17 protein-coding genes and 8 pseudogenes are annotated in these 24,375 nt (G+C 68.7%); 10 read left to right on the forward strand and 15 right to left on the reverse strand.

Annotated features, from left to right (window positions below; all coding sequences use genetic code 11):
• Positions 1-833 precede the first annotated feature (833 nt).
• The 6 genes and pseudogenes from IEZ19_RS34330 to IEZ19_RS51330 all read left to right on the forward strand — a co-directional run.
• A pseudogene (locus IEZ19_RS34330) lies at positions 834-1,070 on the forward strand (SDR family NAD(P)-dependent oxidoreductase); the annotation flags it as partial.
• A 984-nt stretch (positions 1,071-2,054) separates the two neighbouring features.
• A pseudogene (locus IEZ19_RS34335) lies at positions 2,055-2,626 on the forward strand (SDR family oxidoreductase); the annotation flags it as partial.
• A 123-nt stretch (positions 2,627-2,749) separates the two neighbouring features.
• The gene (locus tag IEZ19_RS34340; protein WP_189315305.1) at positions 2,750-3,493 is read left to right on the forward strand and encodes an SDR family oxidoreductase; all 744 of its coding nucleotides are present in this window, start codon (positions 2,750-2,752) and stop codon (positions 3,491-3,493) included.
• Positions 3,494-3,897: 404 nt separating this feature from the next.
• Complete coding sequence (locus IEZ19_RS34345) at positions 3,898-4,392, forward strand: hypothetical protein (protein WP_189315306.1); 495 nt, start codon at positions 3,898-3,900, stop codon at positions 4,390-4,392.
• Between the two features lie 263 nt (positions 4,393-4,655).
• Positions 4,656-6,350: a serine/threonine protein kinase gene (locus tag IEZ19_RS34350; RefSeq protein WP_189315307.1), complete on the forward strand. Its 1,695-nt coding sequence runs from the start codon at positions 4,656-4,658 to the stop codon at positions 6,348-6,350.
• 290 nt (positions 6,351-6,640) lie between these two features.
• Positions 6,641-6,749 (forward strand): annotated as a pseudogene (locus IEZ19_RS51330) (SDR family NAD(P)-dependent oxidoreductase); the annotation flags it as partial.
• Positions 6,750-7,266: 517 nt separating this feature from the next.
• Here IEZ19_RS51330 and IEZ19_RS53740 read toward each other — a convergent pair.
• The 5 genes and pseudogenes from IEZ19_RS53740 to IEZ19_RS34380 all read right to left on the reverse strand — a co-directional run.
• Positions 7,267-7,371 (reverse strand): annotated as a pseudogene (locus tag IEZ19_RS53740) (transcriptional regulator); the annotation flags it as partial.
• A 111-nt stretch (positions 7,372-7,482) separates the two neighbouring features.
• Positions 7,483-7,821 (reverse strand): TetR/AcrR family transcriptional regulator C-terminal domain-containing protein, encoded by a 339-nt coding sequence (locus IEZ19_RS51335; RefSeq protein ID WP_229841170.1) that lies wholly within the window; start codon positions 7,819-7,821, stop codon positions 7,483-7,485.
• Between the two features lie 477 nt (positions 7,822-8,298).
• The gene (locus IEZ19_RS53745; RefSeq protein ID WP_373297101.1) at positions 8,299-8,583 is read right to left on the reverse strand and encodes a hypothetical protein; all 285 of its coding nucleotides are present in this window, start codon (positions 8,581-8,583) and stop codon (positions 8,299-8,301) included.
• Between the two features lie 28 nt (positions 8,584-8,611).
• Positions 8,612-9,604 carry an alpha/beta hydrolase gene (locus tag IEZ19_RS34375; RefSeq protein ID WP_189315309.1) on the reverse strand — a complete coding sequence of 331 codons (993 nt, stop codon included), beginning with the start codon at positions 9,602-9,604 and terminating at the stop codon, positions 8,612-8,614.
• A gap of 176 nt (positions 9,605-9,780) precedes the next feature.
• Positions 9,781-10,704 (reverse strand): SDR family oxidoreductase, encoded by a 924-nt coding sequence (locus IEZ19_RS34380; RefSeq protein WP_189315310.1) that lies wholly within the window; start codon positions 10,702-10,704, stop codon positions 9,781-9,783.
• Positions 10,705-10,842: 138 nt separating this feature from the next.
• On the opposite strand from IEZ19_RS34380, the gene IEZ19_RS34385 reads away from it, so the two are divergent.
• The 4 genes and pseudogenes from IEZ19_RS34385 to IEZ19_RS34395 form a co-directional block, all read left to right on the forward strand.
• Entirely contained in the window at positions 10,843-11,463 is a 621-nt protein-coding gene (locus IEZ19_RS34385) for a TetR family transcriptional regulator (RefSeq protein WP_189315311.1), read from the forward strand.
• A gap of 229 nt (positions 11,464-11,692) precedes the next feature.
• Positions 11,693-11,983: pseudogene (locus tag IEZ19_RS34390) on the forward strand (transposase domain-containing protein); the annotation flags it as partial.
• Positions 11,984-12,110: 127 nt separating this feature from the next.
• Positions 12,111-12,245 (forward strand): annotated as a pseudogene (locus tag IEZ19_RS51345) (Acg family FMN-binding oxidoreductase); the annotation flags it as partial.
• Positions 12,246-12,546: 301 nt separating this feature from the next.
• A pseudogene (locus tag IEZ19_RS34395) lies at positions 12,547-13,057 on the forward strand (globin domain-containing protein); the annotation flags it as partial.
• A gap of 392 nt (positions 13,058-13,449) precedes the next feature.
• On the opposite strand, the gene IEZ19_RS34400 reads toward IEZ19_RS34395, so the two are convergent.
• The 10 genes and pseudogenes from IEZ19_RS34400 to IEZ19_RS34450 form a co-directional block, all read right to left on the reverse strand.
• A complete protein-coding gene (locus tag IEZ19_RS34400) occupies positions 13,450-14,157 on the reverse strand; it encodes a CBS domain-containing protein (RefSeq protein WP_189315357.1) in 708 nt (235 codons plus the stop codon).
• Positions 14,158-14,621: 464 nt separating this feature from the next.
• A pseudogene (locus tag IEZ19_RS34405) lies at positions 14,622-14,804 on the reverse strand (cupin domain-containing protein); the annotation flags it as partial.
• 194 nt (positions 14,805-14,998) lie between these two features.
• A complete protein-coding gene (locus IEZ19_RS34410; RefSeq protein WP_308429037.1) occupies positions 14,999-16,423 on the reverse strand; it encodes an RtcB family protein in 1,425 nt (474 codons plus the stop codon).
• A 53-nt stretch (positions 16,424-16,476) separates the two neighbouring features.
• Complete coding sequence (locus IEZ19_RS34415) at positions 16,477-16,986, reverse strand: archease (protein WP_229841171.1); 510 nt, start codon at positions 16,984-16,986, stop codon at positions 16,477-16,479.
• Between the two features lie 114 nt (positions 16,987-17,100).
• Positions 17,101-17,559 carry an Hsp20/alpha crystallin family protein gene (locus tag IEZ19_RS34420; protein ID WP_189315313.1) on the reverse strand — a complete coding sequence of 153 codons (459 nt, stop codon included), beginning with the start codon at positions 17,557-17,559 and terminating at the stop codon, positions 17,101-17,103.
• A 497-nt stretch (positions 17,560-18,056) separates the two neighbouring features.
• Complete coding sequence (locus tag IEZ19_RS34425; protein ID WP_189315314.1) at positions 18,057-18,620, reverse strand: hypothetical protein; 564 nt, start codon at positions 18,618-18,620, stop codon at positions 18,057-18,059.
• 217 nt (positions 18,621-18,837) lie between these two features.
• Positions 18,838-20,601, reverse strand: a complete 1,764-nt coding sequence (locus IEZ19_RS34430; protein WP_189315315.1) for an NRAMP family divalent metal transporter — start codon at positions 20,599-20,601, stop codon at positions 18,838-18,840.
• Positions 20,602-20,756: 155 nt separating this feature from the next.
• Positions 20,757-22,115: a magnesium transporter MgtE N-terminal domain-containing protein gene (locus tag IEZ19_RS34435; RefSeq protein ID WP_189315316.1), complete on the reverse strand. Its 1,359-nt coding sequence runs from the start codon at positions 22,113-22,115 to the stop codon at positions 20,757-20,759.
• 303 nt (positions 22,116-22,418) lie between these two features.
• The gene (locus IEZ19_RS34445; RefSeq protein WP_189315317.1) at positions 22,419-23,096 is read right to left on the reverse strand and encodes a DUF429 domain-containing protein; all 678 of its coding nucleotides are present in this window, start codon (positions 23,094-23,096) and stop codon (positions 22,419-22,421) included.
• Between the two features lie 364 nt (positions 23,097-23,460).
• A complete protein-coding gene (locus tag IEZ19_RS34450) occupies positions 23,461-24,300 on the reverse strand; it encodes an SDR family NAD(P)-dependent oxidoreductase (RefSeq protein WP_189315318.1) in 840 nt (279 codons plus the stop codon).
• Positions 24,301-24,375 lie beyond the last annotated feature (75 nt).

Genomic DNA, 24,375 nt, shown 5'->3' on the forward strand with positions numbered 1-24,375 from the left:
GTGAGAGGCACCCTGTTTCTGTCGGGCCGTCAGGCCACGGTCGTAGCTGAATACATGAGGTTGGTGCGTCGGGCCGGGTCGCGGGACCGGAGAGCTGCCGAGCGGGCCCGGATCATTCTCGCGTGCGCTGACGGACGGTGACAGCACGACCCGGATCATCTAGGACAGGGGCAACGAGCCATACTGGCCCCGAAGATCACGACCCGAACCGGGCTCCACTAAACAAAGGCGATAGACGCTCGCTCGGTGCTGCACGAACCGGCTGGAGCTCACCTGGCAGCAAGGTTCCTTGCCGAGGTGACCGTGGCCGCCGGCACAGCTGCTGTGGATCGCCTCGTCGGGGAAACGCCATTCCGGGTGTCCGGATCGCGGTCACCACCGCGCTCGGAGTCGCGGCAGGTGTGCAGGCCGCGACGGCGCGGTTCATCGCGGTCAAGGACGTTACGACCGTCGTCATCACCTCGACGATCAACGGAATGGCCGCGGACGTGTGCCTCTCGAGTGGCTGGGGGCGCCGGGTTACGGGCTGATAGCCCGAAGAGCCGTCGCCAGCGTCCTGATGATTGTCGGCGCGCAGCTCGGCGCCGCATTCCTGCACGGGCACCTCGCCGCCGAACGTGGTCGGCGTGGCCACTCTCGTCGGCTGCATGCCCGCCCGCAGCCCACGGCGTGTAGCTGGCGAGCGGCGTGCGCGGTCGGGGGTTTGCGCAGGCCGTGTCGAGCCGGTTGCGGTAACGGGCGGTGTACATAGCTTGCGTCGTGAGCTGGTGACAGCTAGCCTAAGCACACAGAACGGTTTACTTAGTCGCCCGGTACTCACCGATGGAGCGGTCGTGGGAAAGCTTGATGGCAAGGTAGCGGTGATCACGGGTGGAAGAAGCGGTATGGCGCTGGCCGGCGCCAAGCTGTTCGTTGAAGAAGGGGCTCACGTCTTCATCTCCGGTCGGCGGAAGGAAGCTCTGGACGAAGCCGTCAAACTGATCGGCCGAAACGTGACCGGCGTGCAGGGCGATTCGGCCAGCCTGGACGACCTGGACCGTCTGTTTGACACGGTCAAGCAGGAAAAGGGCGGTTGCGTCCTGAGAAGTGGTGTACGGGTTCGACCTGATCCGGGGGTTTGCTCGCGCGTCGGGGTGAGGCCCGCACAGACGAACGGCCACCGGCTGATCTTTCAAGACGACCAAGTCTTTGAAGGAGATCAGCGCGATGACCGCACCTGACAGTCTGCCGCTGCACGCCCCCGCGGAGGACAACCTCGCCGCGGCGAGTCCCGATCTGCTGCGCGCGATGGTCACCAAGCTTGATCGTGCCTCGTGAAGTGGGGTAGCCGGGCGTGGTGCCGGAATGCGCGGGTGTCTGCTCGGGGCGTGTACCCCGTTGACCACGGATGCTCCCTGAGTAAGCGCGGGCCATCGCACAAGTCTCCCTGGTGAACAGCCAGTTCAACCGGAGGAGCACGCGATGGCATCGTCCCAGTCTGAGCTCATGCGGCTGCCCCACTATCAACTCATTGCAGCGCCCGCGGGCAGCGCTCCGGCAACCTTCGTTGCAGCAGATCATCAGTGGCTCGTCGGGTTCAGGTTCGTCGGCCCTCTCAGGACGCAGGTGCGGCGCTACTACCTAGTGAGCCACGCACGATGCGCGGACGATGCCGCAGTCCAGGCACTGCAGCGCGCAGAGGCGGACGAGGCGACGCTTGATTCGAGATGGCTCGAGGTCTGCGAAGTGAGGCGAGACTTGCTCGGCGGCATTGGTCTGTTGCCGGTAACCGCTGCTTTCCCGGCTCACGGCACAGCCACCGAGAAGGCGGTATAGTGCTTTACCTTTTTTGGTGGAGCCCGGTTCGGGTTCGTGGTCTTCGGGGCCGGTATGGCTCGTTGCCCCTGTCCTTGATGATCCGGGTGGTCCTGTCACCTCTCCCGGCGGCGCCGGATGGACGGGGGCGCCTCGCTTCGCTTCCCCCGCAGGTCTCTGATGGAGGGGCCCGGGACCATAGGAATTCCCTAAGGTACCTATTGACATTTCTACTTTGCCTCTCTTTGTTTTCCGGACGTGTCCGAGGCGATGTGGCCTCACTGTCCGACCTGGACGATCTGGCTGACCGTGTGAAGGGCGAGTTCGGCACGCTCGAGGCCCTGTTCGTCAACGCCGGCATGGCAAACACCATGCCCTTGGAGTCGACGACCGAGGAGTTCTACGACGAGCTGTTCGCGGTCAACGTCAAGGCTTCACCGTGCAGAAGCTCGCTCCGTTGCTGAGCACGGGCGCCGTTGTCGTCCTCACCACCTCGATCGCGAACGTCATGGGCATACCGACGACCAGTGTCTATGCGGCCAGTAAAGCGGCGCTGCGCTCGCTGGCCCGCACCCTCGCCGGCGACCTGCTCCCGCACGGAATTCGTGTCAACGCGATCAGCCCCGGTCCCATCGACACAGGAATTCTTGAGAAGAGCGGGATGACCGAAGAGGCCGCAGAGGAGTTCAAGGCGCAGCGGGCCGCGAACAATCCCATGAAGCGTTTCGGCACCTCCGAAGAGATCGCCACGGCTGCTGCATTCCTCGCTTTCGACGCCACCTACACCACCGGCGTCGAGCTCGCCGTGGACGGAGGCGCCACCCAGCTCTGAGTTAGTCCTACCGTCGTCCACGGACTCACATCGGTCGCTCGTCGGATAAACCCAGTGCGAGGGGCCAGGCATCCCGAAAATAAATCGGGGACACCTTCCGATTGAACTGACAAGGAACTCTTTATGAACCAAGAAACCGTACTTATCACCGGAGGAACAAGCGGGATCGGTCTCGCCACTGCGCAATTGCTGCACAAGCGCGGCGCGAACGTCCTGGTAACCGGTCGAAACCCAGAAACGATACGATCGGCGCGCTCTGTGCTCCCAGACGAAGTCGCAATCGTGCAAGCAGACGTAGCGTCGCTCGACGACACCGAGCGTGTTATCGGGGAAGTGCGCGACCGCTTCGGATCCCTCACGGGCCTGTTCCTGAACGCAGGAATCAACAAGGCGATGCCGTTCGAAACAGTCGACGAGAACACGTACGACGAGGTGTTCGCCACAAACGCGAAGGGGCAGTTTTTCGTGCTGCAGAAGGCACTGCCCCTGCTGGCGGACGCTGCGTCAGTAGTCTTCACTGTCGGTATCGCAGCCACCCGTGGCCTCGCGGGCATGAGCCTTGGCGCAGGCAGTAAGGGCGCGCTCCTGACGATGCTCCCCTCTCTCGCAGTCGAGCTCGCGCCGCGCGGGGTCCGCGTGAACGCGGTCAGCCCCGGCGCAATCTCAACGCCGATTTGGACCAAGTCCGGGATGTCGGCCGAGCAGCTGACTGCGGTCACCGAATCCATGGCTGCCGCGATCCCGCTACGACGGCTCGGCGAGGGCCCGGAAGTCGCCGCAGCGGTGGCGTTCCTGCTCTCGGACGACGCCAGCTACATCACTGGAGAGAACATCGTCATCGGCGGAGGCGCCGGCCTGCGCGTTTGACCGAACATGACCGCCATGCCGTTCTGCTGGCTTGGACGACGCGGGTCGTCTCCGTGCATCCGTCCAGTGCTGTGACCGGAAAGGTTCACCGGCTCGCGACGCCCGGCACGGCACCTCGCAAGGCCGGCCACAGCACTAGTTACCCAAAGTCGCGATCGGGACACGTCTCTGACCTGTGCCGTCCTGGAATTTGGGGCATCAAGGCGGGTGACGCGGCCAGTTCGGCGACGTCGTCGCCGAACTGGCCCGCTGCCGTCGATGGCCAGCGTCTCTTCCCGGCGGGCGACCGGGCCGGTGCCGGGATCAGCGGCATGTGGGCGTGGTGGGCAAGTCATCAACCCGGTCGACGAGAACGCAGAGCGGTCAGAACTGATGACGCTGCGGATGAAGAAAAGGAGCCAAGGATGCTCATCGGTGTCACGAAGGAGACGCTGCCCGGCGAAACCCGGGTAGCCGCGACACCTACGACGGTGAAGCAGCTGATCAAGCTGGGCTACGACGTGGTTGTCGAGTCCGGTGCGGGCCAACTGTCCACCTTCGCCGACGAGGCGTATGCCGCAGCCGGAGCCCGGATTGGGACCGCCGACAACGCATGGGGTGCCGACGTGGTGTTCCGGGTCAACGGGCCCACCGTGCCGGAAGTGCAGAACGTCCGGGACGGCTCGACTTTGGTCAGCCTGCTCGCGCCAGCGCGCAACGAGGAACTGGTCGAGGTGCTCGCTGCCCGGCCGATCACGGCGCTCGCCATGGACGCGGTGCCGCGCATCAGCCGCGCGCAGTCGCTCGACGTGCTGTCGCCGGCTCCACCGTCGCTACGAGCGCAAAGCCGAGCACTTCCTTGCCTTCACCAGCATCGCTTGCACCCTCATCTGCTACCGCAGGATGGCCAAATGAGATGACGTCTAAGGGACGGGCGGGATGGGCGGCGCTGCCGCGGCCGGGGATCGGGGCGCGCTCGGCTGGTTGCGCGTCGGCCGGGGCCCCCGCGCCGCGCCGCCACCGCGGCGGCGGAGCCGGGACGGAATTCGTCGGCACCCCCTCGTCCTCCGATCCCCAGAGCAAGGTCACCGTCTGTGGGCTTTGTGTGAGGAACTGCAACTCCGGTACTAGCGTGACTGAGGGTGCGGGATCCTGACACCGGACGGAACTCTGGAGGTACTGAGTGGACCGCCGCACTGTGATCGCGGGCAGATATGAGCTGGTGGAACGGCTCGGCAGGGGAGGCATGGGGGAGGTCTGGACGGCCCGTGACCGCGAGCTCCACCGCACGGTCGCCATCAAGCTCCTGCAACCCGACGACAACGCTCCGCCCGAGTTTCTCCAGCGCTTTGAACGCGAGGCAGTGGCCGCGGCCCAGATCAACCACCGGCACATCGCGGCCCTGTACGACCGCGGTGCTCATGAAGACATCCGCTTTCTCACCATGGAGCACATCAAGGGGACCAGCCTCGCGAAGCATTTGCATGCCCATGCTCCGCTGTCCGTGGACCGTGCGCTGGACATCGCACAGGAGATCTGCGAGGCCCTGGTCGCTGCGCACGCGGCGAGCATCGTTCACTACGACATCAAGCCCTCCAACGTCATGCTTACCCGCGACGGCACCGTCAAGGTCGTCGACTTCGGCATTGCGGGCTTCATCCATACGCACACCTTCACCGTCGCTCCCACCACCCTGCTCTCACCCATCGGCACCGCCCAGTACGGAGCGCCGGAACAGTTCCTCGATCACCGCGGTGACACACGATCCGACCTCTACGCCCTGGGCAGCGTCCTCTTCGCGCTCCTCACCGGACAGCCACCGTTCGGTGACGGCAGCCCCCTGTCAGTGATCCGCCGCAAACTCGACGAGGAGGCCCGCCGTGTGACCGAACTGCGTTCCGATGTTCCCGGACCCGTAGCGGACCTGCTGACGGACCTGCTCCAGTGCGATCCCGAACGGCGTCCTGGCACCGCGGCCGCTGTCCACGGGCGCATCGCCGACCTTCGCCGCGAAGTTTCCACGCTCGTCGCGACCGAACCAGCCGACCCGATAAGGGCGCCTGCGCCACCGACCGTCCCCCGTACCGCCATCGCCACGGACCCCGCCCCCGCACTTCCGTCGGCCGCTTACCCTCAAGAGCACGGCGCGGACAGTGGTCCGCCCAGCGGCGAACCACCGGAGCCGCAGGGAAAACCCACCTCTCGCGCGGTCCGAATTGGCGTAGTCATACCGTTGTGTGTCGCCGTGATAGCCGCCTGCATTGCGTACTTTGCCGGCGTCTTGGACCACGATCAGGCACTGCCGGACGAGAAGGCCACAAAGACGCCAGTGGTCGCCAAGAAGTACTTGAGGATGCCGGACCTGTGCGGCTACCTGCGAAGCAACGAGATGCACGGCTTCAAGGAACTCGGCGTCTACGATCTGTCCGATTCCGCCAACACCAGCAAGAAGGCCAACTGCGGCTGGACCGAGCCGGACAGCGCAAACGGCGACCTGTACGACTTCAAGCTGACGGTCAGCGCGGAACTGCTGGATTCCTCGCGGGACGCCGCCAAGGCGATGGCCGAGATCACTCCTGGCCGCTCCGAGTACGGACCGATGACCACGAGCAAGGTCTCCCAGACCGAGGAACTCCCTGACGGCGCGATGCAGAAGGTTAGGGATGAGGAGAAGGACAAGGAAACGAAGTACAACTTCACCAGGATCGAATTACGGCAGGAAAACCTCCGCATCACGGTCGCCTGGAGTAATTGGACGCGGGCCGACGATTACAAGATCACCGAGCAGACGACGAGTCAGGCCTGCAAGGAGGCCCGCATGCTGGTCGGATTTCTTGAGGACGAACCCGAGAACAAGACAAAACCGGTCTGGGGATGAACGGATGGGGCGGTGGCGGCCTCGGGGTACCCATACCGAACCCGCCCCGGCTGCCGCATAGTTCGGCAGGGGAAGCGATGCCGCTGGTCCCGGGCAGTGAAGAACCCCAGGCCGCCCGGCACGCCCGGGGTCGCAGGCGGGACAGGGTGGCGGTGAGCGCGTCGTGGTCGTCGAGGACGGCCTGGTGAAACGCTGCGGCGAGCGGTGTGCCGTATGCGTCGGGCACGCCGCGGCCCCGCCAAGCGGCAGGGCTGGGACGGGGGTGAGCAATGCTACGGCCGTCTTGGGGGTTGCTCGACGTGAACGTCGTCGGCGTCGTGCGCGTCACGCACGCGTTCCTGCCGCTGCTGCGCAAGTCGTCCAACCCCGTCATCGTCAACGTGTCCAGCGGACATGGTGCCCGCCGCTCTCCGGAGCCGGGGCGCCCGGAACGGTATCCGGCCGAGTCCGCAATGCCGGCCGTCGGTGAACAGAACGTCCAAGCGTCCGGCCATGCCGCACCTGCGGGGTCGGCCGTTCACAGGATTCAGGCCGCAGGGCCCGGTCCGAGGTGCCCGGCGTGATCGGTATCTCACCGCGCAGACCCGGCATGCCCTGCCGAAAGGCCATCGGCACTCGTGCCTCGGTCGGGGCGAGCCGGCCGAGGCACAAACGGAGCAACTCTCCCGGCTCCACGGTCTGGGTCATGGCGTCAGGCTCCTTCGCATCCACCCGGGGGTGGGGAACGGTGGACGTCGCCCTGGCACACCCAGGAAACGCGGAGCCGGGCTGGGTCCCCTCACAGCCGCGCGCGCATTCAGTCGGAGACGGTGCCCGTAGCCATGTCCTGTGCGGGCACGGGACCGACACTGAACGAGCCGAGCAGGGCGAGGGCGTCGGCGGAGGTGGTGCCCGGTTCGGCTTGGTAGACGACGAGCTACTGGGTGGGGGCACTGTTGACGGTGAAGGACTCGTAGTGCAATTCCAGGTCGCCGACCTGGGCGTGGTGGAAGAGCTTGGCCTCGCGGGTCTTGCCGCGTACGTCGTGGCGCGCCCGGGGTCCGAGTAGGAACGGAACAGCAAACCGGTGTCGCTGTCAGAAGTTTTGACAGTGCGCGTCTGAGCTCGACCCCCAGGTGCGGGCCCAGTGGTCCTAGCCTCCGGATTGCTCGATGAGTGATTCGACTCCGTCCAGCATCCGTGCGAGCCCGAATTCGAAGAGGTCGAGTTCGAGGCCGAACCCTTCCTGGTCGAAGAGAGCGGACAGGATCGGATAGGACCCAGCGGTCTGGATCGGCTCCGTCCGTGGTTCGTTGGAGGCCATCCACTCCTCGGGGGTCATGCCGGTGTCCTGCCGCGCTTGCGACTCCAGCTCGACGGCCGCCGCGACGCCCTGGGCGTACCCGAGAAGAGCGAGGTGGACGTGGATGATCTGGGTCGGTATCAGCTCCAGGCCGTTCAGGTCGCTGAGGACCCGCTCGGTGTACCGCATCGCGGGGGGGCGAGGCCATCGGCTGGGTGAGGGCAGCCATGGCTCGTGCCAGCCAGGGATGGCGCTGGTACAGGCCCCACAACCACCGTGCCTCCCGTTCCAGTTGCGCGCGCCAGCCGGACGGTCGCGGCCCCAGCGGTTCTCCGTCCAACGCTGCCTCTGACATCAGCCGTACGAGCTCGCCCTTGCTCGGGATGTGGCGGTGGAGCGCCATGGTGGAGACGCCGAAGTCGGTTGCAACGCGGCGCATGAAAGAGTGCGGCGAGCCCTGTGCGACATCCCGTGAGTCCTCCTGAACGCCGCCGTGTCCCTCACTTCTTCGCGGTCTGATGCAATATCAGGATTCCTGAAGCGTTCTGACCGGTTCTGACCGATCGATGGTCAGGGTCAAGGCGAGGAGGCCCGGGACGAAGGCTCCGCGCCCGCGTTGGCACAAACGGGGGGCGGCCCCAGACGACAGCGGCGTGGAGTTCTGGGTCACCGTCGATTCGTCCGCGACAGGGACCGGGTGCAGCAGGGACTCGCGGTGGGCCCGGGCCACGGCCACCATCCTGTCGAGGGTGTCCCGGCCCTCGCCTCGATCACCACGTCGTACCCGAGTTGTGTCAGCTGCTTGACGGTCGCCGGTGTCGCGGCGACGCGAGTCTCCCCTGCGGGCTCGCAAGGGACTCCAATGCGCATGGGAGTACTCCAATTCATTTCGGACGCGCCTCCGAGCCGAGCGGGGTGGCAATCGGCTCGGAGGCGCCGGTGGGATTCCATACCGGCGGCACGCCGTCAGACCTGCGTGTTACGAAGCAGTCGGCGATGCCGGGGCCTTCGTGAGATGCCGGGCGAGGTAGCTGTTCCAGGTGTGGCGGAAGCTCTCCGCGAGCTGGGACTGCGGGGCGAACAGGTCGAAGGCGTGGTAGGCGCCGGGGTAGAGGTGCAGTTCGACGGGGACGCCGTGGGCGCGCAGGCGCGCGGCGTAGTCGAGGCTCTCGTCTCGGAAGACGTCGAGTTCACCGACGCCGATGAAGGTCGGGGGCAGGCCGGCGAGGTCGGTAGCCCGGGAGGCGGCGGCGTAGGGCGTGACGTTCTCGGTGCCGGCGCGGTCGCCCAGGATCGCCTGCCAGGCAAGGAGGTTGGTCGAGCGGTCCCAGATGCCGATGTCGGTGATCTCCCGACTCGAGTCGGTCGTGTTGCGGTCGTCGAGCATCGGGTACTGCAGCAGCTGGAACAGTGGGGTCGCTGCGCCGCGGTCGCGGATCAGAAGGGCGGTGGCGGCGGCGATGCCTCCGCCTCCGCTCTGGCCGGCCAGACCGACCCGGGTGGGGTCGAGGCCGAGATCGGTGGCGTTGTCGCTGATCCACCGGTAGGCGGTGTATCCGTCCTCGGCGGCGCCGGGCGCGGGGGTTTCCGGGGCCAGGCGGTAGTCGACGGCGACGACGGCGCAGCCGAGTGCCGCGGACAGCTGCTTGAGCCAGGGTGCGTCCTGAGCGGCGAAGCCGAGCACCTGCCCACCGCCGTGGAACCACATGATGACCGGCAGTGGTCCAGGCGCGTTCCGCGGATGCAGCAGGAGGACCGGGACGTCGGGGGCTCCGGCGCGTGGCACCTGGATCTCGTCGGCGGTGACGGTGGGCTCGTCGGGGATGGTGCCGGCTATGACTTCGGCGAGCGCGCGGACGGCCTCGCGTGTGGCGGGGATGTCGGTCAGGTCGAAGACGCCGTTCGGGCCGATCGACATGGCCTGGAGTGCTGCGGCCAGTTCGCTGTCGATCGCGGGACGGGAGCGGGGCATGGTTCTTCTTTCCGGGGGTGGGGTCTGCGTCAGGGACACGGGAGGGTGGTCAGACCGTCGGTGCGGCGAGGTAGTCGCCGCACCGACGGTCATCGAGCAGGCCCGGGTGGCTGGGCCCAGCCGAGCAGGGCCTGGACGTGGCGCGGGGACCGGGTGGGATGGAGTGGGGGGCGGGCTCAGCGTGTGGTGCTCGCAGGGAGGTCGAAGTAGTGGCCTTGGCCGAGGTCGTCGATGAGGCCGGGCTGGACGGGCTTCCAGCCGAGGAGGTTCCGGGTCAGCGTGCTCGAGGACGGGTTGTCGGCCGTGGCGTGGCTGCTGAGGAAGCCGAAGTGGGCGTCGGCCTGCGTCGACGGGATGCTGACCACCGGCAGGTTCAGCCGGCGGCCGATGGCCTCGGCGATCTCCCGGAAGGCGATCCCCTGGTCGTCGACGGCGTGCAGCCGTGACCCCGCCGGCGCGGATTCCAGCGCCAGCCGGTACAGGCGTGCCGCGTCGAGGGTGTGCACGGCGGGCCAGCGGTTGGCCCCGTCGCCGACGTAGGCGGCGACGCCCTTGGACCGGGCGAGGGAGATCAGGGTCGGGATGAAGCCGTTGCGGTCGAGCGTGCTGTGCACGGTCGGAGCAAGCCGGACGACGGACGACCGGATGCCGCGTTCCGCGAGTGCGACCACCGCGTTCTCGGCGTCGATCCGCGGCCCTGCGTCGATCACGTCGGCTTCGGTGCCGGCGTCTGCCAGCCCCGCGAAGGCGAGCAGCATGGTTCCCGACGTGGTCACCAGAGGCTTGCCGGTGCCGGCGAGCGCGTTTGCGAGCGTCTCGATGGCGCGCAGATCCGCTGCGACCGCGCTGCCGAAGTCGCCGGCGAACATGGCGTCGTGCTTGAAGGCCAGGTGGATGACGCCGTCGGCCGCGGCGGCGGCTGCGGCGAGGCTGTCGAGATCGTCGAGGTCGCCTCGGTGCACCTCGGCTTCGGCAGCCGTCAACGCGGCGGCGGACTTGTCCGAACGGGCCAGGCCGACGACCTGGTGTCCCGCTTCGAGAAGTTCGGGAACGACGGCGGAGCCGACGTGTCCGGAGGCTCCGGTGACGAATACGCGCATGGTGCGTGCCTTCCTGCTGCGGGCTCCCCACCGGAGGCGGGACCCTGATGTCAGTTCGTGACATCACCTTAAGCGTCGACGTCAGTCTCTGTCATCACTCTGATGTCAGATTCTGTCATCGCGGGGTAGGATCGGAGCATGAGCCGATGGGAACCCGACGCACGAGGCCGCCTGGAGAAGGCGGCGCTGGAGCTCTACAACCACCAGGGCTTCGACGCCACCACCGTCGCGGAGATCGCCACCCGCGCCGGGGTCACCGAACGGACCTTCTACCGGCACTTCGCCGACAAACGGGAAGTGCTCTTCCCCGGGGACAACCCCCTCGCCGACATCCTTGCGGACGCCTCGGCCGCCGCCCCCGTCCCGCTCCCGCCGCTGGAGGTGATCACCCGCGCCCTGACCGAAGCCGCTCCCGTCTTCGAAGAACGCGCAGACCTGGTACGGCAACGTCAGGCCGTCATCGCCGCCAACCCTGAGCTCCAGGAACGCGAACTGGCCAAACTCGCCGCATTCGCCTCCACGCTCGCCCACGCGCTGCGCGAACGCGGTCTGGAGAGCATCACCGCAGCACTCGCCGCGGAAATCGGGATCGCCGCGTTCAAGGTCGCCTTCGAACGCTGGGTCAACGACCCTGACCGACACTCCCTCGTCCAGCACATTCGGGAAACCCTGGACACTGCCAGGCACCTCATCGCACCCGCCGAACATGTCGCCGCGACCGACGGCTTGAGCTTCACAGGCCAGGAGGGAGTGGCATGAATGCGGTGGGCACTCTGAGCAAGGGGCCTGCGGTGGCTTTGTGAAGGGGGGCTTCCCCCAAGGCCGGGAAGTTCGCAGGTCACCCAAGCCCGTTGAGAGTCCGAGGGCAATGCACAACGGAGCTCGTTGGTACAGGCAGTCGACCAAGACAGCTTGTAGCTGAGGGGCTCCGTCGCAGGTTCATCTTGCCCTGCCGTCCGCGCTGACGGCCATCCCCCGTACGGTGACCGTGGCCGCGGGCCGGTTCGCGCCGGGCCACCTGGGAGAGCTGACCGCCGTGGTGCCGTTCGAGCTCGTCGACGCGGTGCTGGCGGAGACGCGGACGGTGGAGCGGCGGCTGCGTGATCTGCCGTCCCGGGTCGGGATGTACTTCCTGCTCGTTTTGTGTCTGGTCCCCGAGGTCGGATACCGGCTGGTCCGGGACAAGCTCACCGCCGGACTGGCCGGGATGCCGGTGGCCTCGCCGAGCGTGAAGGCCCTGCGGGATTTGCGCCGTCGGCTGGGGGTTGCGCGGGTGCGGTCAATGTTCGAGGTGCTCGCTGGGCCGCTGGCCCGCTCGGCGCCGCCGGGGGTGCGGTTCGGTGCGTACCGGACTGTGGCCTTCGACGGTTGCAGCTCGCTGCGGGTGCCCGATTCGCTGCGTAACCTGGCCGCAGTTGCGTTGGCTGGCCCGCGACCCGGCCTCCGGCACCGTGCAGATGCAGATGGTGCTGCGCCTCGGATACGGGCCGCAGGGCCCGGCCACACCACGCCGCCCGGTCCGGGACGTCCTCGAGATCGTGCGATCACGGGCGTGGACGCCACGGCCAGGGGATCGTCCGGTGGGGTGTTTGGCCCCCTGGGTTGCGGGTGAGTCGTTGGGAAACAATTCCCGCACTCTTGCGCGTCGGCCGGAGCCGGGAGGGCCAATGCAGGCCGGTAGCTGCCTCGCCCCGGGCCGACGGGCCCCATGCTGAGGGAAGTTCGGCCCTGTCGGCGTCGACAGGGCCACGGGGACCATGAACGGGCCGGGCGGACCTGTCCACCAACCCAGTGGTGATGGTGCGCTCCGACCTTTGCGTGCCCGCATCCTGAAGGAGTCTCATGCTTTCGCCCGAGTCGGCTGCTGTCATCCGTGCCACCCTGCCCGCCGTCGGCGGCGCCCTGGACGACATCACGACACGCTTCTACGCGACCATGTTCGGCGAGCAACCCGAGCTGCTGGACGGGCTGTTCAACCGCGGCAACCAGGCCAGCGGCGAGCAGCGCAAGGCGCTGGCCGGATCGATCGCGGCCTTCGCCCAGGCGTTGCTGGCCGACCCCGACTCCCGGCCGGATGAGCTGTTGGCGAGGATCGCCCACAAGCATGCCGCGCTCGGGGTGACCGAGGACCAGTACACGATCGTCCACAAGTACCTCTTCCGTGCCATCGGCGATGTGCTGGGCGATGCGGTCACCCCGGAGGTGGCCGCGGCCTGGGACGAGGTGTTCTGGCTGATGGCCGGCGCCCTCATCGCCCAGGAGGCCCGCCTCTACCAGCAGGCCCAGGTCGACCCGCGCAAGCCTTGGCGGCAGTGGACCGTGGTGGAGCGGCGCGAGGAGACCGCGGACGTGGCCCCCGCACCTGCCGTCCTTCCCGCAACCGGCCGGTTTTCCCCACATCGTCTCGACATAATCCGGCAGCCCCGGATCCGGCCTGGACGAGCACGCGCGGCTCAACGTTCGCCTGTCCGCCGGCGCGCCCCGTCGGCCTCAGGAACGAAGGCGGCTTCACTCCGGGCATCGGCCCGCCCGACGGCGTCTACGTTCTGCTCGTCGAGGCGATCACGGATGCCAGACGCTCGGAACGCGACCCGCGACAGCCGGCGGGTGACAGGTGACGGGTGAGGCGATGACCACCGAGCAGGTCATCGGCCGTCACAAGTGATGTGCAGTGAACAGTGTGCGCTGGGCAGCCCATGGCCCGCCCAGGGCCCCGCGTGCAGAGAAGTGCAATCGAGCGGCTGCTCAGCCGATCTGGCGGCTCTGCTTGCCCGCATGCTGCGGAACCGGCCCCCGGCCGTCGTCGACGCGGCAGGTCAGGCTGTTGACGACGCCCACAACCCCGTCGATCCGATACGTCAGATGGATCGCCTCGGGTATGCCGCTGCGGTGCTCCAGGCACCCTTCCAGCGTGACCACGCCGTCCCGGACCGATACCGTCACAGTGTCGGCAGCCAGGCCCGTGCCGCGGCTCAGCACGTCGGCGACTTCCTGGTGGATCTCCTCGTCGGTACGCAGGAACACCCGCAGCAGGTCGCGGCGGGTGGCGATGCCGATCAGCCGGTCCTCCTCATCCACGACCGGGAGCCGCTCGACGCCGTGGCGTTCCATCACGCGTGCGGCATCCGCGACCCGCTGTTCGGGATGCACGGTGACCGCGGGTGTGGACATCAGATCCCCTGCGGTGGCTGCTTTCCCGTCGGCCGCGTGGCGGGCCGGGCGCCCCGTCGCCGGCCTGGGGAGCTCCGTCGCCCGGCGACTGGCGGACGAGGCCGCTTGGTGGCGGATCAGATCGGTCTCGGAGACCACGCCGACGACCTTGTCGTCGCGGTCGACCACGGGCAGCCCGCTGATCCGGTGCCGATCCAGCAGCCGTGCCACGTCCTTGAACGGTGTCTCCGGGCGAGCCTGGACGACCTCACGGGTCATCACTTCGCCGATGATGCGGAACATCACGCCCACTTCCTTCCCTGCCCGCCGTCCACGAACGAGGCGCGGCGGAGTACTTCTGCGCCCGATCGCCCGACGGCGAGGGCGGTCCGCGGCGACCTGCAGGGGCCATGGGGGACGGAACGCACGGGCCCCGCCGGTCCGTGGTAGCCGCGGTCATCCCTGCGGACTCTGTCCCAGAGAGCCGGCCCTCTGGTATCAGTTCAGCCTGCCTCTCGGACGGCAGCCGGGGCAGGGGCCGACAGTCCCCGAGCAGAGGACCGAGGTGCCCCGCCGCCCAGCGGAGCGAGGGTCGAAAGGCCACGGCCCACCGGGGAGGACGCGGCGAACGGGCCGCATCAGCTCATGGCCCGGCTCCGCTGCGACCAGGAGCTGGGAACGGGAATAGCGTGATCGCCCCCGTCGGTACTTGCCGGGCGTGTGCCGCACCGTGCGGCGCCGCGGTCCTGGGTCCTGGCGGTTGGATGTCAGGTCTTGGCGACGGTGAGCAGCACCGCGGCGTCCTCGACCGCCTGCACGCTGTGGCGGGCCTCGGGGATGGTGATCAGGTCGCCGGTCCGGCCCTCCCAGGAGGTGTCGCCGCTGGTGAGACGGACGCGTCCGCGCAGCACCAGCAGGGTCGCTTCGCCGGGGTTCTCGTGCTCGGCGAGCCCACCTCGCAGCACCCCCATGCCTCCCGCCTGGTGAACTGCCCAACGACGACTGCCCGTTGGTCCTGGTCACCGGGCGGCGCCGGGCCCACTACAACTCCGGCAGCATGACCCGGCGCGGCGGCAACCTCGCACTCGCCCCGGTCACGTCTGAGTGGCCTCACAGAGCCGGTTAGGGGGTTCCCAAGCCCGTTCTAGCCCTTGAGGACGCCAAGCGGCACCAGGCGGGCGACAAGCCGGCCCAGGTCGTTGTGTTGGCTTGCACGGACAACGGCGTCGACGTCCTTGTACGCCTCGGGCGCTTCCTCGATCACGCTGCGCCAGGAGGCGGGGCGCACCGAGACCCCCACACCGGCCAGCTCCTGGCGCAACTGCCGGGCGGACGTCTCACGGTGGGCGCGGTGCCGACTCCAGACGCGGCCCGCGCCGTGGCAGCAGGAGTCGAACGCCCGGTTGCCGGTGCTGCCGGTCATGACGTACGAGGCGGTACCCATCGTGCCGGGCACGAACACCGGCTGGCCGAAGCGGCGCAGCGCGTCCGGCAGGTCGGCGTGGCCCGGCGGCAGGGCCCGGGTGGCGCCCTTGCGGTGGACACACAGCAGCGCCCGGGCGCCGTCGTGGGGGTGGGTTTCCAGCTTGGCCAGGTTGTGCGAGACGTCGTAGAGCAGATCCAGGCCGGAGCCGGCGAGCTGCAGAAATACCCGGCGGGCGGCGTCGGCGAGCAGCTGGCGGTTGGCGCGGGCGTAGTTCGCGGCCGCGGCCATCGCGCCCAGGTAGGCGCGGCCCTCCGGCGAGTCGACGGGCACGCAGGCCAGTTGCGGGTCGGGTACGTCGATGCCGTACCGCTGCATCACGGCGTCCATGGCCCGCACGTGGTCGGCACAGATCTGGTGGCCCAGACCGCGCGAGCCGCAGTGGATCATGACGCACACCAGGCCGGGGCGCAGGCCGAACGCCCGGGCACACGTCTCGTCGTAGACCGCGTCGACCGCCTGGACCTCCAGGAAGTGGTTGGCCGAGCCGAGGCTGCCGACCTGCCCGGCGCCGCGTTCCAGGGCGCGCTCGCCGACCTGGGTGACATCGGCGTCACCGACGGCTCCGCCGTCCTCGCACCGCTCCACGTCATGCGGCACCCCGTGGCCCTGCTCGACCGCGTACCGGGCACCGCCGCGCAGGATCTCGTGCAGCTGTGCCCGGCCCGCCAGGTGCCACAGGCCGCCGCGCCCGAGCCCGCGCGGGATCAGCCCGTCCAAGCGGTCCATCAGCACGGGCAGCTTCCGGAGCAGGGCGGCGCGGTCCACGTGCGCGGTGAGCAGGCGCACCCCGCAGGAGATGTCGAAGCCCACCCCTCCCGGAGAGATGACCCCGCCGCCCGCGACGTCGGTAGCGGCCACGCCGCCGATCGGGAAGCCGTAGCCCCAGTGGATGTCGGGCATCGCGTACGAGGCGCGGACGATACCCGGCAGCGTGGCCACGCGGGCCACCTGGGAAAGGGCCTGGTCACCCGGCTCGTCCGGCAATAGGTCCCGTGGGGCGAGGACGACTCCGGGTACGCGCATGGTGCCAGTCTGTTCGATGCGGAATCGCCAGGGTCCGTCCGCCACCAGCCGGATGTCCATGTCGGTTCGGCCTCCTCGACGAGGCGTCCCGGCGAGGGACGCCGGGACGGGCGTCACACATCCAGCGTCACTCGGCACGCCCACCCGTGCGCGTCCTGGACCAGCCGCAGTCCATGCAACGCGACAGCCTTGGGCACGGCCCCGGTCTGTACGGCCGTCGAGCTGCGGGCCATCCTGAATTGCACGCGTACGCCACCCGGCTCCGGCGCCACCGTGACCTCCACAGGGAGTTCGTCCGCTGCGTCCATGCGGTAGATGACTTCCTCCAGCACGGCGGCCAGGAGCCGGCCGTCGTCCTTGGCCGACACCACACACTCCCGCGCAACGCAGGAGGAGTCCGCAGGCAGTTCGGCGAAGCTGCCGACCATGCCCCGCACCGCCTCGACGATGCACTCCTCGCGTGTCGGCGCCCAGGCCTCGACGCGCAGATCTCCGGTGTGCGGAACACTCCGATGACCGCGCAGCGAATGCCCGGGCCCGGTGGTCATGATCGTCCAGAGATCCGGCCGGTCGGCCGGACACACGTCCCGGCACGGCGCATTGTTGGCGTGTTCCTGTCGCATGGTGCAGGGTGTGTGCGCCACCCGATTCGGCTGGTCACCCCACGCGGTCGCACGGTTGCGGATCGAGGGTCAGCCGTCCGCACCCGTCGATCGTGCCCCTGCGGGAGCTGTGGTTCAGCCCTCGATCTCGATGTGATGAGGCTTGGCCGCCTGGGCCTTGGGGACAGCGACGGTGAGGATGCCGTCGGCAAGGGTGGCGTGCACATCCTCGGCCTTCACCTCGGTGGGCAGCAGCGCCCGGTACTCGAATCGCCCGGTGCGACGCGTGGCGCGGCGCAGGACGCCTTCCCGTTCGCGTTCCTTCAGCTCCCCGGTGATATGCAGTTCCCGACCGCTGACCTCGACGTTGATGTCCTCGCGCTTGATGCCGGGCAGTTCGCACTCGACCTTGTAGGTCTCATCGGTCTCGCTCAGGTCGGCCAACGGCGCCCAGGCCATGGGCTCCGTCCAGGACGGTGCGGCGGACTCCAGGAACCGGTTCATCCGCTCGAAGAATTCGTCGAACTCGGCGGCCATCGGCGGGTAGGCCCGCTCCAGCATGCTGCCGTGCCGGTGTCGTGCGGGCAGAGTCATGAGGCTCACCTCCGCGGATGTGAACTCGAAAAGCCATGTGACTCTCTCTCCATCATGAGCGGCGGCTGCCCGGACTGCGACTCGCACCGGCACGGCACGGATTATGTGGGAGGGCGTGCTTCGGCAGCCGACGATCAGTGCGGCGACCGACGCCCGGGGCGATCAGGGCCAGCAGGGCGGCCCCGCCTGCCAGGAGCCTCGCATTCAGCAGCCACTCGCCCAGGAACACCGCCAGGCGCGGCCTTGGTCGGAGTTCGGGTGCAACCTCACACTGCGGTACCAGGCTGACACAACGTCAGTGTGCCGACCGAGTAGAGAATGGTGCCCCCCCATGACGTGAACCCCCTTCCCGGGCGCAACGCACGGTGCGCGCCACGCCCAGGAGGGCCCTATCCCTCGACTGTGGCTTGTGGACGGGCCGCAATACGCAACCGCGCTCACCTTGGCTGGACCCCTGAAAGGGCGGGGCGCAGCCACCGGCCGGCCTTCCGCGCCGGTCAACGGCCGTGCCCCGGTCCGGAAGAGGGCGGACCGGTAGCCCACGGTCGTCCGGCACGCCCACGTCCCGGAACGGAAGCGTCCTCCTCCGTGTTCGCGCGGATCTCCCGCTTGTCCAGCGGTGTCCCTGCCTGCTCATCGAGGTTCTCCCGCGTCGCTGGTTCCCGATGCCTCGATTCAGCGGCCTCGACGATCAGGTGCGCGGCGTCTGCGGGCAGGGCCAGGTTTCTTTCCAGCCACCTGGCGTCTAGCCCGGGGGTGTGGGTGGCCAGAACCCACGCGGCATACAGGCGGTCGAGAGACGGTGCGTCCGGGGCCCTCGGGTTCAGATGGACCACCTCCTCGGGGAAACCGTCGAGGCTATGGGGGGCGAACCATGACGTGTCGACCGACTCGGCGGTCGGGACCTGTGGGCGCTTGAACAGCCTGGGCCGGAAATGCACCTGACGCACCCTCGTGCCCACGACCAGGGCGACGAAGGCAGCGGCCAGGGCGACAGCGGCTACTCCCACGCGATCGGCGGCCGGAATCTTCGTCCACACCGGCGGCAGAAAAGCCACCACGCGGTCTTCATAGTGGAGGTTAAGCAGGACCCACATCCACATCAGTGCCTCCCGTCACACCTCCATCTTCACTCGGCATCCGGGCACCGACCACGGCGGTCGTCAGCCTTTGTCCGACCACAGCAATCAACGCAGCCGGGCGACGGTGACGACGGTGGCCACCTTGCAGTGGCCGGCACGAATGTTCTCACCCGGCTCAGACAAGATCTCCCCCGGCTCAGCCCAGCTGGATGGCCTTGACCAGCAGCAACAGCACGGCGATCACCAGGTAGCCGCGCAGCAGGCTCATTCCGAGTTTCCGGCCGGTGGACCAGACGACCGGCTCCAGCAGGGCGAGGGGTGGCATGCGCCAGCTCTCTCGTTCGGCGCGGGGGATCTCCGGGGGCCGGGCCTGGACGGGGATGCAGCGGGCGTGGAGAAGGCGTAGCCGCACGCCGGCGCCCAGCAGCCCCACGGCCAAGGCACCGGCGAGCCACAGCGCGACCCGGGTGGTGTTGAGCGACGGGAACAGGGTGGTCGCGACGAGGATCCCAGACAGCATGAGGAGGACCGCGATGATGACTGCGGCCAGGACGTTGAGCCAGCGCGGGTTGACCCAGGGCCCGAGGACCGCGCGGTCGTTGCACAGCAGCAGCAGGAAGACGCTGGCGGAGGGCAGCAGCAGCCCGGCCAGAGCCTGCACCGCGGTGGTGATCAGCCCTAGCGGGGCACCGGGGATCAGCACAATCGCGGCAGCGACCACGACCATCCCGGCGTAGGTGCCGTAGAACGCTTTGGCCTCGCCGAAGCTGCGGTGCAGGGAGTGGCGCAGATTGAACACGTCGCCGAAGGCGTAGCTGGTGGCCAGGGTGACCGCCGCGGCGCCGATGATCGAGGCGTCGAGGAGTACGACGGCGAACAGCACGCCCAGCACGCGGCTGTGCCCACCCAGGGCCTCGGCGACCCCCAGCGCATCGGTGAAGTGCCCGGCCGCGCCCGTGCCGCGGACGGCGAAGTCGGCCACGACGACGATCGCGACGGCCCCGCCGACCACGACGAGAGAGCCGAGCACGGTGTCGGCGCGTTCGTGGCCGATGAACCGGGGAGTGATGCGCTTGTCGATGATGTTGGACTGCTGGAAGAACAGCTGCCACGGCGCGACGGTCGTGCCGACGATCGCGATGATCAGCAGCACCGCCTCCGAGGTGATCCCGCCCTGGACACCGGGGAGGACCAGGTGGTAGGCGGCCGGTCCGTAGCGCGGGTGGGACAGCAGCGCCAACGGGACGAGAAGCAGGCTGACGGCGATGAAGGCGAGCATCGCGCGTTCCCAGCGGCGGAAGCTGCCGGTGGCGGTGATCGCGACCAGTGCGAGGGCGGCGACGGGCACGGCGATGTACTGGCTGATGCCGAGGTAGCTCAGCGCGAGCGAGACGCCGATGAACTCGGTGACGATCGTCAGGAAGTTCAGCACGAACAGGTCGCCGACGCTGAACCAGCCCCAGAACCTGCCGAACCGCTCATTGATCAGCCGGGCGTGCCCGACACCGGTGACGGCGCCGAGCCGGACCACCATCTCCTGGTTGACGATCAGGACCGGGATGAGCAGCAGGAGCACCCACAGCAGGCTGTAGCCGTAGTTCTGGCCGGCCTGGGCGTAGGTGGAGATCCCGCCGGCGTCGTTGTCGCCGACCATCACGATCAGACCGGGGCCGACGATCGCCAGGAACGTCAACAACCGCCGCTTCAGGCTGCGCCCGGCGTCGGCCTCCTCCAGCCGGATGCGTCCCAGGGCGCCCTCGATATCGCCCAGGTGGGCCTCGTCCAGCACCGCGGTCGGACGCGGACGTGGCGCAGGAGCAGGAGCGGGCTTGGGAGGGGGAGTGGGAGTGGGCTTGGGTGCGGGAGCAGGCTTGGCCTCGGGGGCGGGAGAGGGCTCGGGCGTGGCAGGGGGTTTGCGGCCGCCGGATGTGGTGTGGTGCGGCGGTGCACCGTGTTCCATGGGGCCGAGATGTTCGTGGGCACCAGGGCGGGTGCCGGGCCCGGTGGGCGGCTTGCCCGGCATTGGAGTGTGTCCGCCGGGTGGGGTTGGGCCGTGACTCGGCGGAGGGGCGGGTGGGGGCGTCTGTGACGGGCGCCGGGGCGGACGGGGCCCACTCATGGTGAGGGCTCCTCACGCTCCGGGGAGCCGGCAGTGGTGTCGCCGGGTTCTTCGGGGCGGTGGGCGTCGGGCGGGGGGGCCACCTCCCGGCGCCGCCAGTCTTCCGGCAGCGTCGCCTCCAGCACGTCGTCGACGGTGATGACGCCGAGCAGGATCCCGTCGTCGTCCACGACCGGCAGGGTGATGAGGTTGTAGTCGGTCATCAGCAGCGCCACGTCCACCAGATCGGTGTCCGGGCCGACCCGCACGGGATCCGTCTCGCTCACCTCCGCCAGCCGGGCGCCCGGATCCGTTTGCAGGAGGCCGACCAGGGGGGCGAAGGTGAGCAGCCGTCCGTCGTCATCGATGGTGTAGACACTGGTCAGCGCCTCCGGCTGCATCCGGCATGCGTTCCCGACCGCTGCCACCGCCTCGCTCACAGGTGTGTCCGCGGGCAGGGCAAGGAAGTCCATGCCCATCAGGCCCCCGGCGCTGTCCGGGTTGAACCCCATCAAGGTCAGCACCTTGGTGCGCTGCCCCGGCGGCAGCAGGTCCAGCACCGGGCGGCGGCGGTCCTGCCGCAGATCACCGATGGTGTCGGCCGCGTCGTCCGCACGCATCCGGGCCAGCACGGCGGCGATCTCCGCGTCCGTACGGGCGTCGAGCAGCCGGGAGGCCCGGTCCTCCTCCAGTTCCTCGAAGACGTCCGCCTCCAGCTCTGGGTCCTGCCCGACCTCACCGAGGATCTCGCGTTCCTCCTCCCGGGAGGCGTCTTCGAGCAGGTCGGCGATCTCCGCCGGCCGCAGCCGTCGGATCCGGGCTGTGGGACGTCGGAGGAGCACGCTGCGGCTGTGCCCGATCAGCGGCTCGAACGCCTTCCAGTCCCGGCACGCATGCCCTGTGGAGCGGTCCCGGAACAACCCCAGCAGCCGATGCGGCCGGTGGGTGTCCACACAGGACAACAGCCACTGCCCGTCCCGGTAGGCCAGCTCCACGTCCGAGGCCCGCACCAGACGCGCTTCGGCGACATCGATCAGCCGGTGCCCGAGCACATCGTCGCGCAGCAGCACCTCGCCCTCACGTCGCTCGAACGGCCGGAGGTCCAGCCGGGCGCTCTCCAGCCTCACCAGGCCCTCGCCGTCGAAGGTGGCCACCTGCTCGACCGGCACGAACAGCTCACGGCGGCCCACGCCGACCACCAGCCCGGTCACCACCGGGTAGTCCGCACCGCGCAGCCGCACGATCACATCGGAGAGCCGGCCGAGCGACCGACCGCCTCGGTCGGCCACGGGACGCTTGACCAGCGACGACAGGTGTACGACAGGCGTCTGCTCCTCGTGCGCGGGCGGCCGCGACGAAGACGGGCTGACGGTCATCGTTCTGCCCTACCAACCTCGGTATCGCCCCGCGCGTGAGCTGCTATCTGGCGACGTCACGGAGCCGTACACCCATAATCATGCATAAAGCAGAACGAATTGGTCTCGAGAAGAACTGGTCTGGACCGTGCGCGACCGCGTATCGGCGATCATGACCCGGTTGCATGTCGCGACCCGCGCCGAGGCGATCGCGCTGGCCCGCGACGCCGGCCTCTGACCACGCTGACCAGGCCGACCATGTCCACCGCGCTCAAGATCGACATGGGTGCGCTGCGCACCCGCTCGGTTTCGTTCCGGAAGTGTTCAGTATCGAATCTCGACGAGGCGCCCTTCTGCATCCGGCTCGGGCACTTCAGGAATCCGGTTCGCTGTCCCGAGCACGATCCGGTGCGCCGACCAGGCCGCGACAGCGGCGTCGAGCACGTCGTCCACGGGAATGCGTTCGGCCTCGCCAAGCTCGTCCGGGAGCACGAGGCCGGCCTCAGCCAGCAGAGAGCGGCGCAGGTTCTGGCCGCGCCAGGTCTTCTTGGCGTAAGCCAGCGGCACTCCGTCAGCCAAGGCGTAGAAGGACACCTCGGGGTGCACCTCGTGGATCCGCTCATCGGCGAGCCAACACGCCCGCGCCTCAAGCAGCTTCGGTCTCAGCGCCCACGCCTGCCGGCTCAGCCTGTTACCGGTGAGCTCCTGGCATCGGTCCGCGGCCGCCCCGTAGTCCGGCTCCTGCCACACCGACCTTGGTGCTATGGGGAAAACGCTGCTGCGCCGAACTCCGAGCAGCGCCCTGGCTGCGAGATCTGCGGCGCGCCAGCCCTTCTCGACGAGGCCCAACGGCATGTCCACCGCGATCGCATCCACCTTGGCGGCGCGCTCGATGAGCCTCTCGAGCCGCGGATCCACCAGGCTGCCCGCGTACGCGCCGTCCGTGAGTCTGATCCCGACCCACCCCTGCTTACCACAGGCGTCGACCCCTAGGACGTCCATCCCACCCCACCCCTCGCGCACGAGCCGAGCCGCAACGTAGCAGCACCCACGGTCCCAGAAACTGCTGCCCGACGCTGTGCCCATCTGTCTGTGCTCTGCCGGGGACTCGCACCTGCGACCTCTGCCAACGCTCTACCGGTTCAGCCGGACGACGGTTTGGATCACCGGCAGCCCGCTCCCCGACCGTCGGTTTTCCCTGTTCCCATGTCCCGCATCCTCCGCCGGGGGCACCCTGCATGAGGTGCCCAAAGACCCCGTCACCAGCGGAAACGCTGAGGCCGGGGTCTTCGTGTATGTGCAGCCGTATGCAGCGCTGAGCGGCCCTGGGACGGGTCTGTGGACTGTTTCCTCAGGCTCGGGGTGATCAGGCGGCGTCGTCGCAGGCGGTGGCGGCGGACTTGTCCTGCCAGGCCGCGAGGTCGTCCTGAAGGCTGCGGATCTTGACCAGCTGGCGTTCGATCGCGTCGCGGCCCAGGGACAGATGCCCGGGGAGCTTGTCCCCGCTGGTGACCTCGTAGATCAGGGCGGCGCCCTTGACGGGGTCTCCGAGCTGGGTGTGGTTGGCCGTGTCGATCCAGTCCAGGGTGGCGTGGGCGGGTGTGCCGTCGTAGTCGGGGATGCGCTGGGCCGCGGTCGACAGGGAACTGGTGTCGAGGAAGTCGGTGCGGAAGACGCCGGGCTCCACGACCATGCTCTGGATGCCGAACGGCTCCAGCTCCACGGCGAGCGCCTCGCTGATGCCGGCCACCGCGAACTTCGAGGCGCTGTACATGCTCACTCCGGGTTCCCCCTCGAATCCGGAGCGGGAGCCGATGTGCACGATCTTCCCTGATCCGGCTGCCCTCATTGCGGGCAGGACGGCGCGGGTCATGTTGATCAGCCCGAAGACGTTGAGGTCGAACAGGGAGCGCGCCTCGGCGTCGGTGATCTCCTCCAGCGCGCCGAGCAGGCCACGGCCCGCGTTGTTGACGAGGACGTCGATCCTGCCGAAACGCTGCACGGCCGTCTCGACGGCAGCCGTGATCTGCTCGCTTCGGGTGACGTCGAGGGCGACGCCGAGGACCCGGTCGGAGCGCTGCAGGTCGTCCGGGAGCTTCCGCGGGTTCCGGGCGGCGGCCACGACCGTGTCGCCGCCCCGGAGCGCCGCTCGCGCGATCTCCAGCCCGAGCCCGCGGGATGCGCCGGTGATGAACCACGTCGACATGAGATGCCTCCAGTTGCGTCTGTTCGAGGAGTGCCCCGGCCGCCAGGTCCGGCGGCGAGGTCCGGCATCCACTGA

It is taken from the genome of Streptomyces brasiliensis (assembly GCF_014647875.1).
Taxonomy (GTDB): domain Bacteria; phylum Actinomycetota; class Actinomycetes; order Streptomycetales; family Streptomycetaceae; genus Streptomyces; species Streptomyces brasiliensis.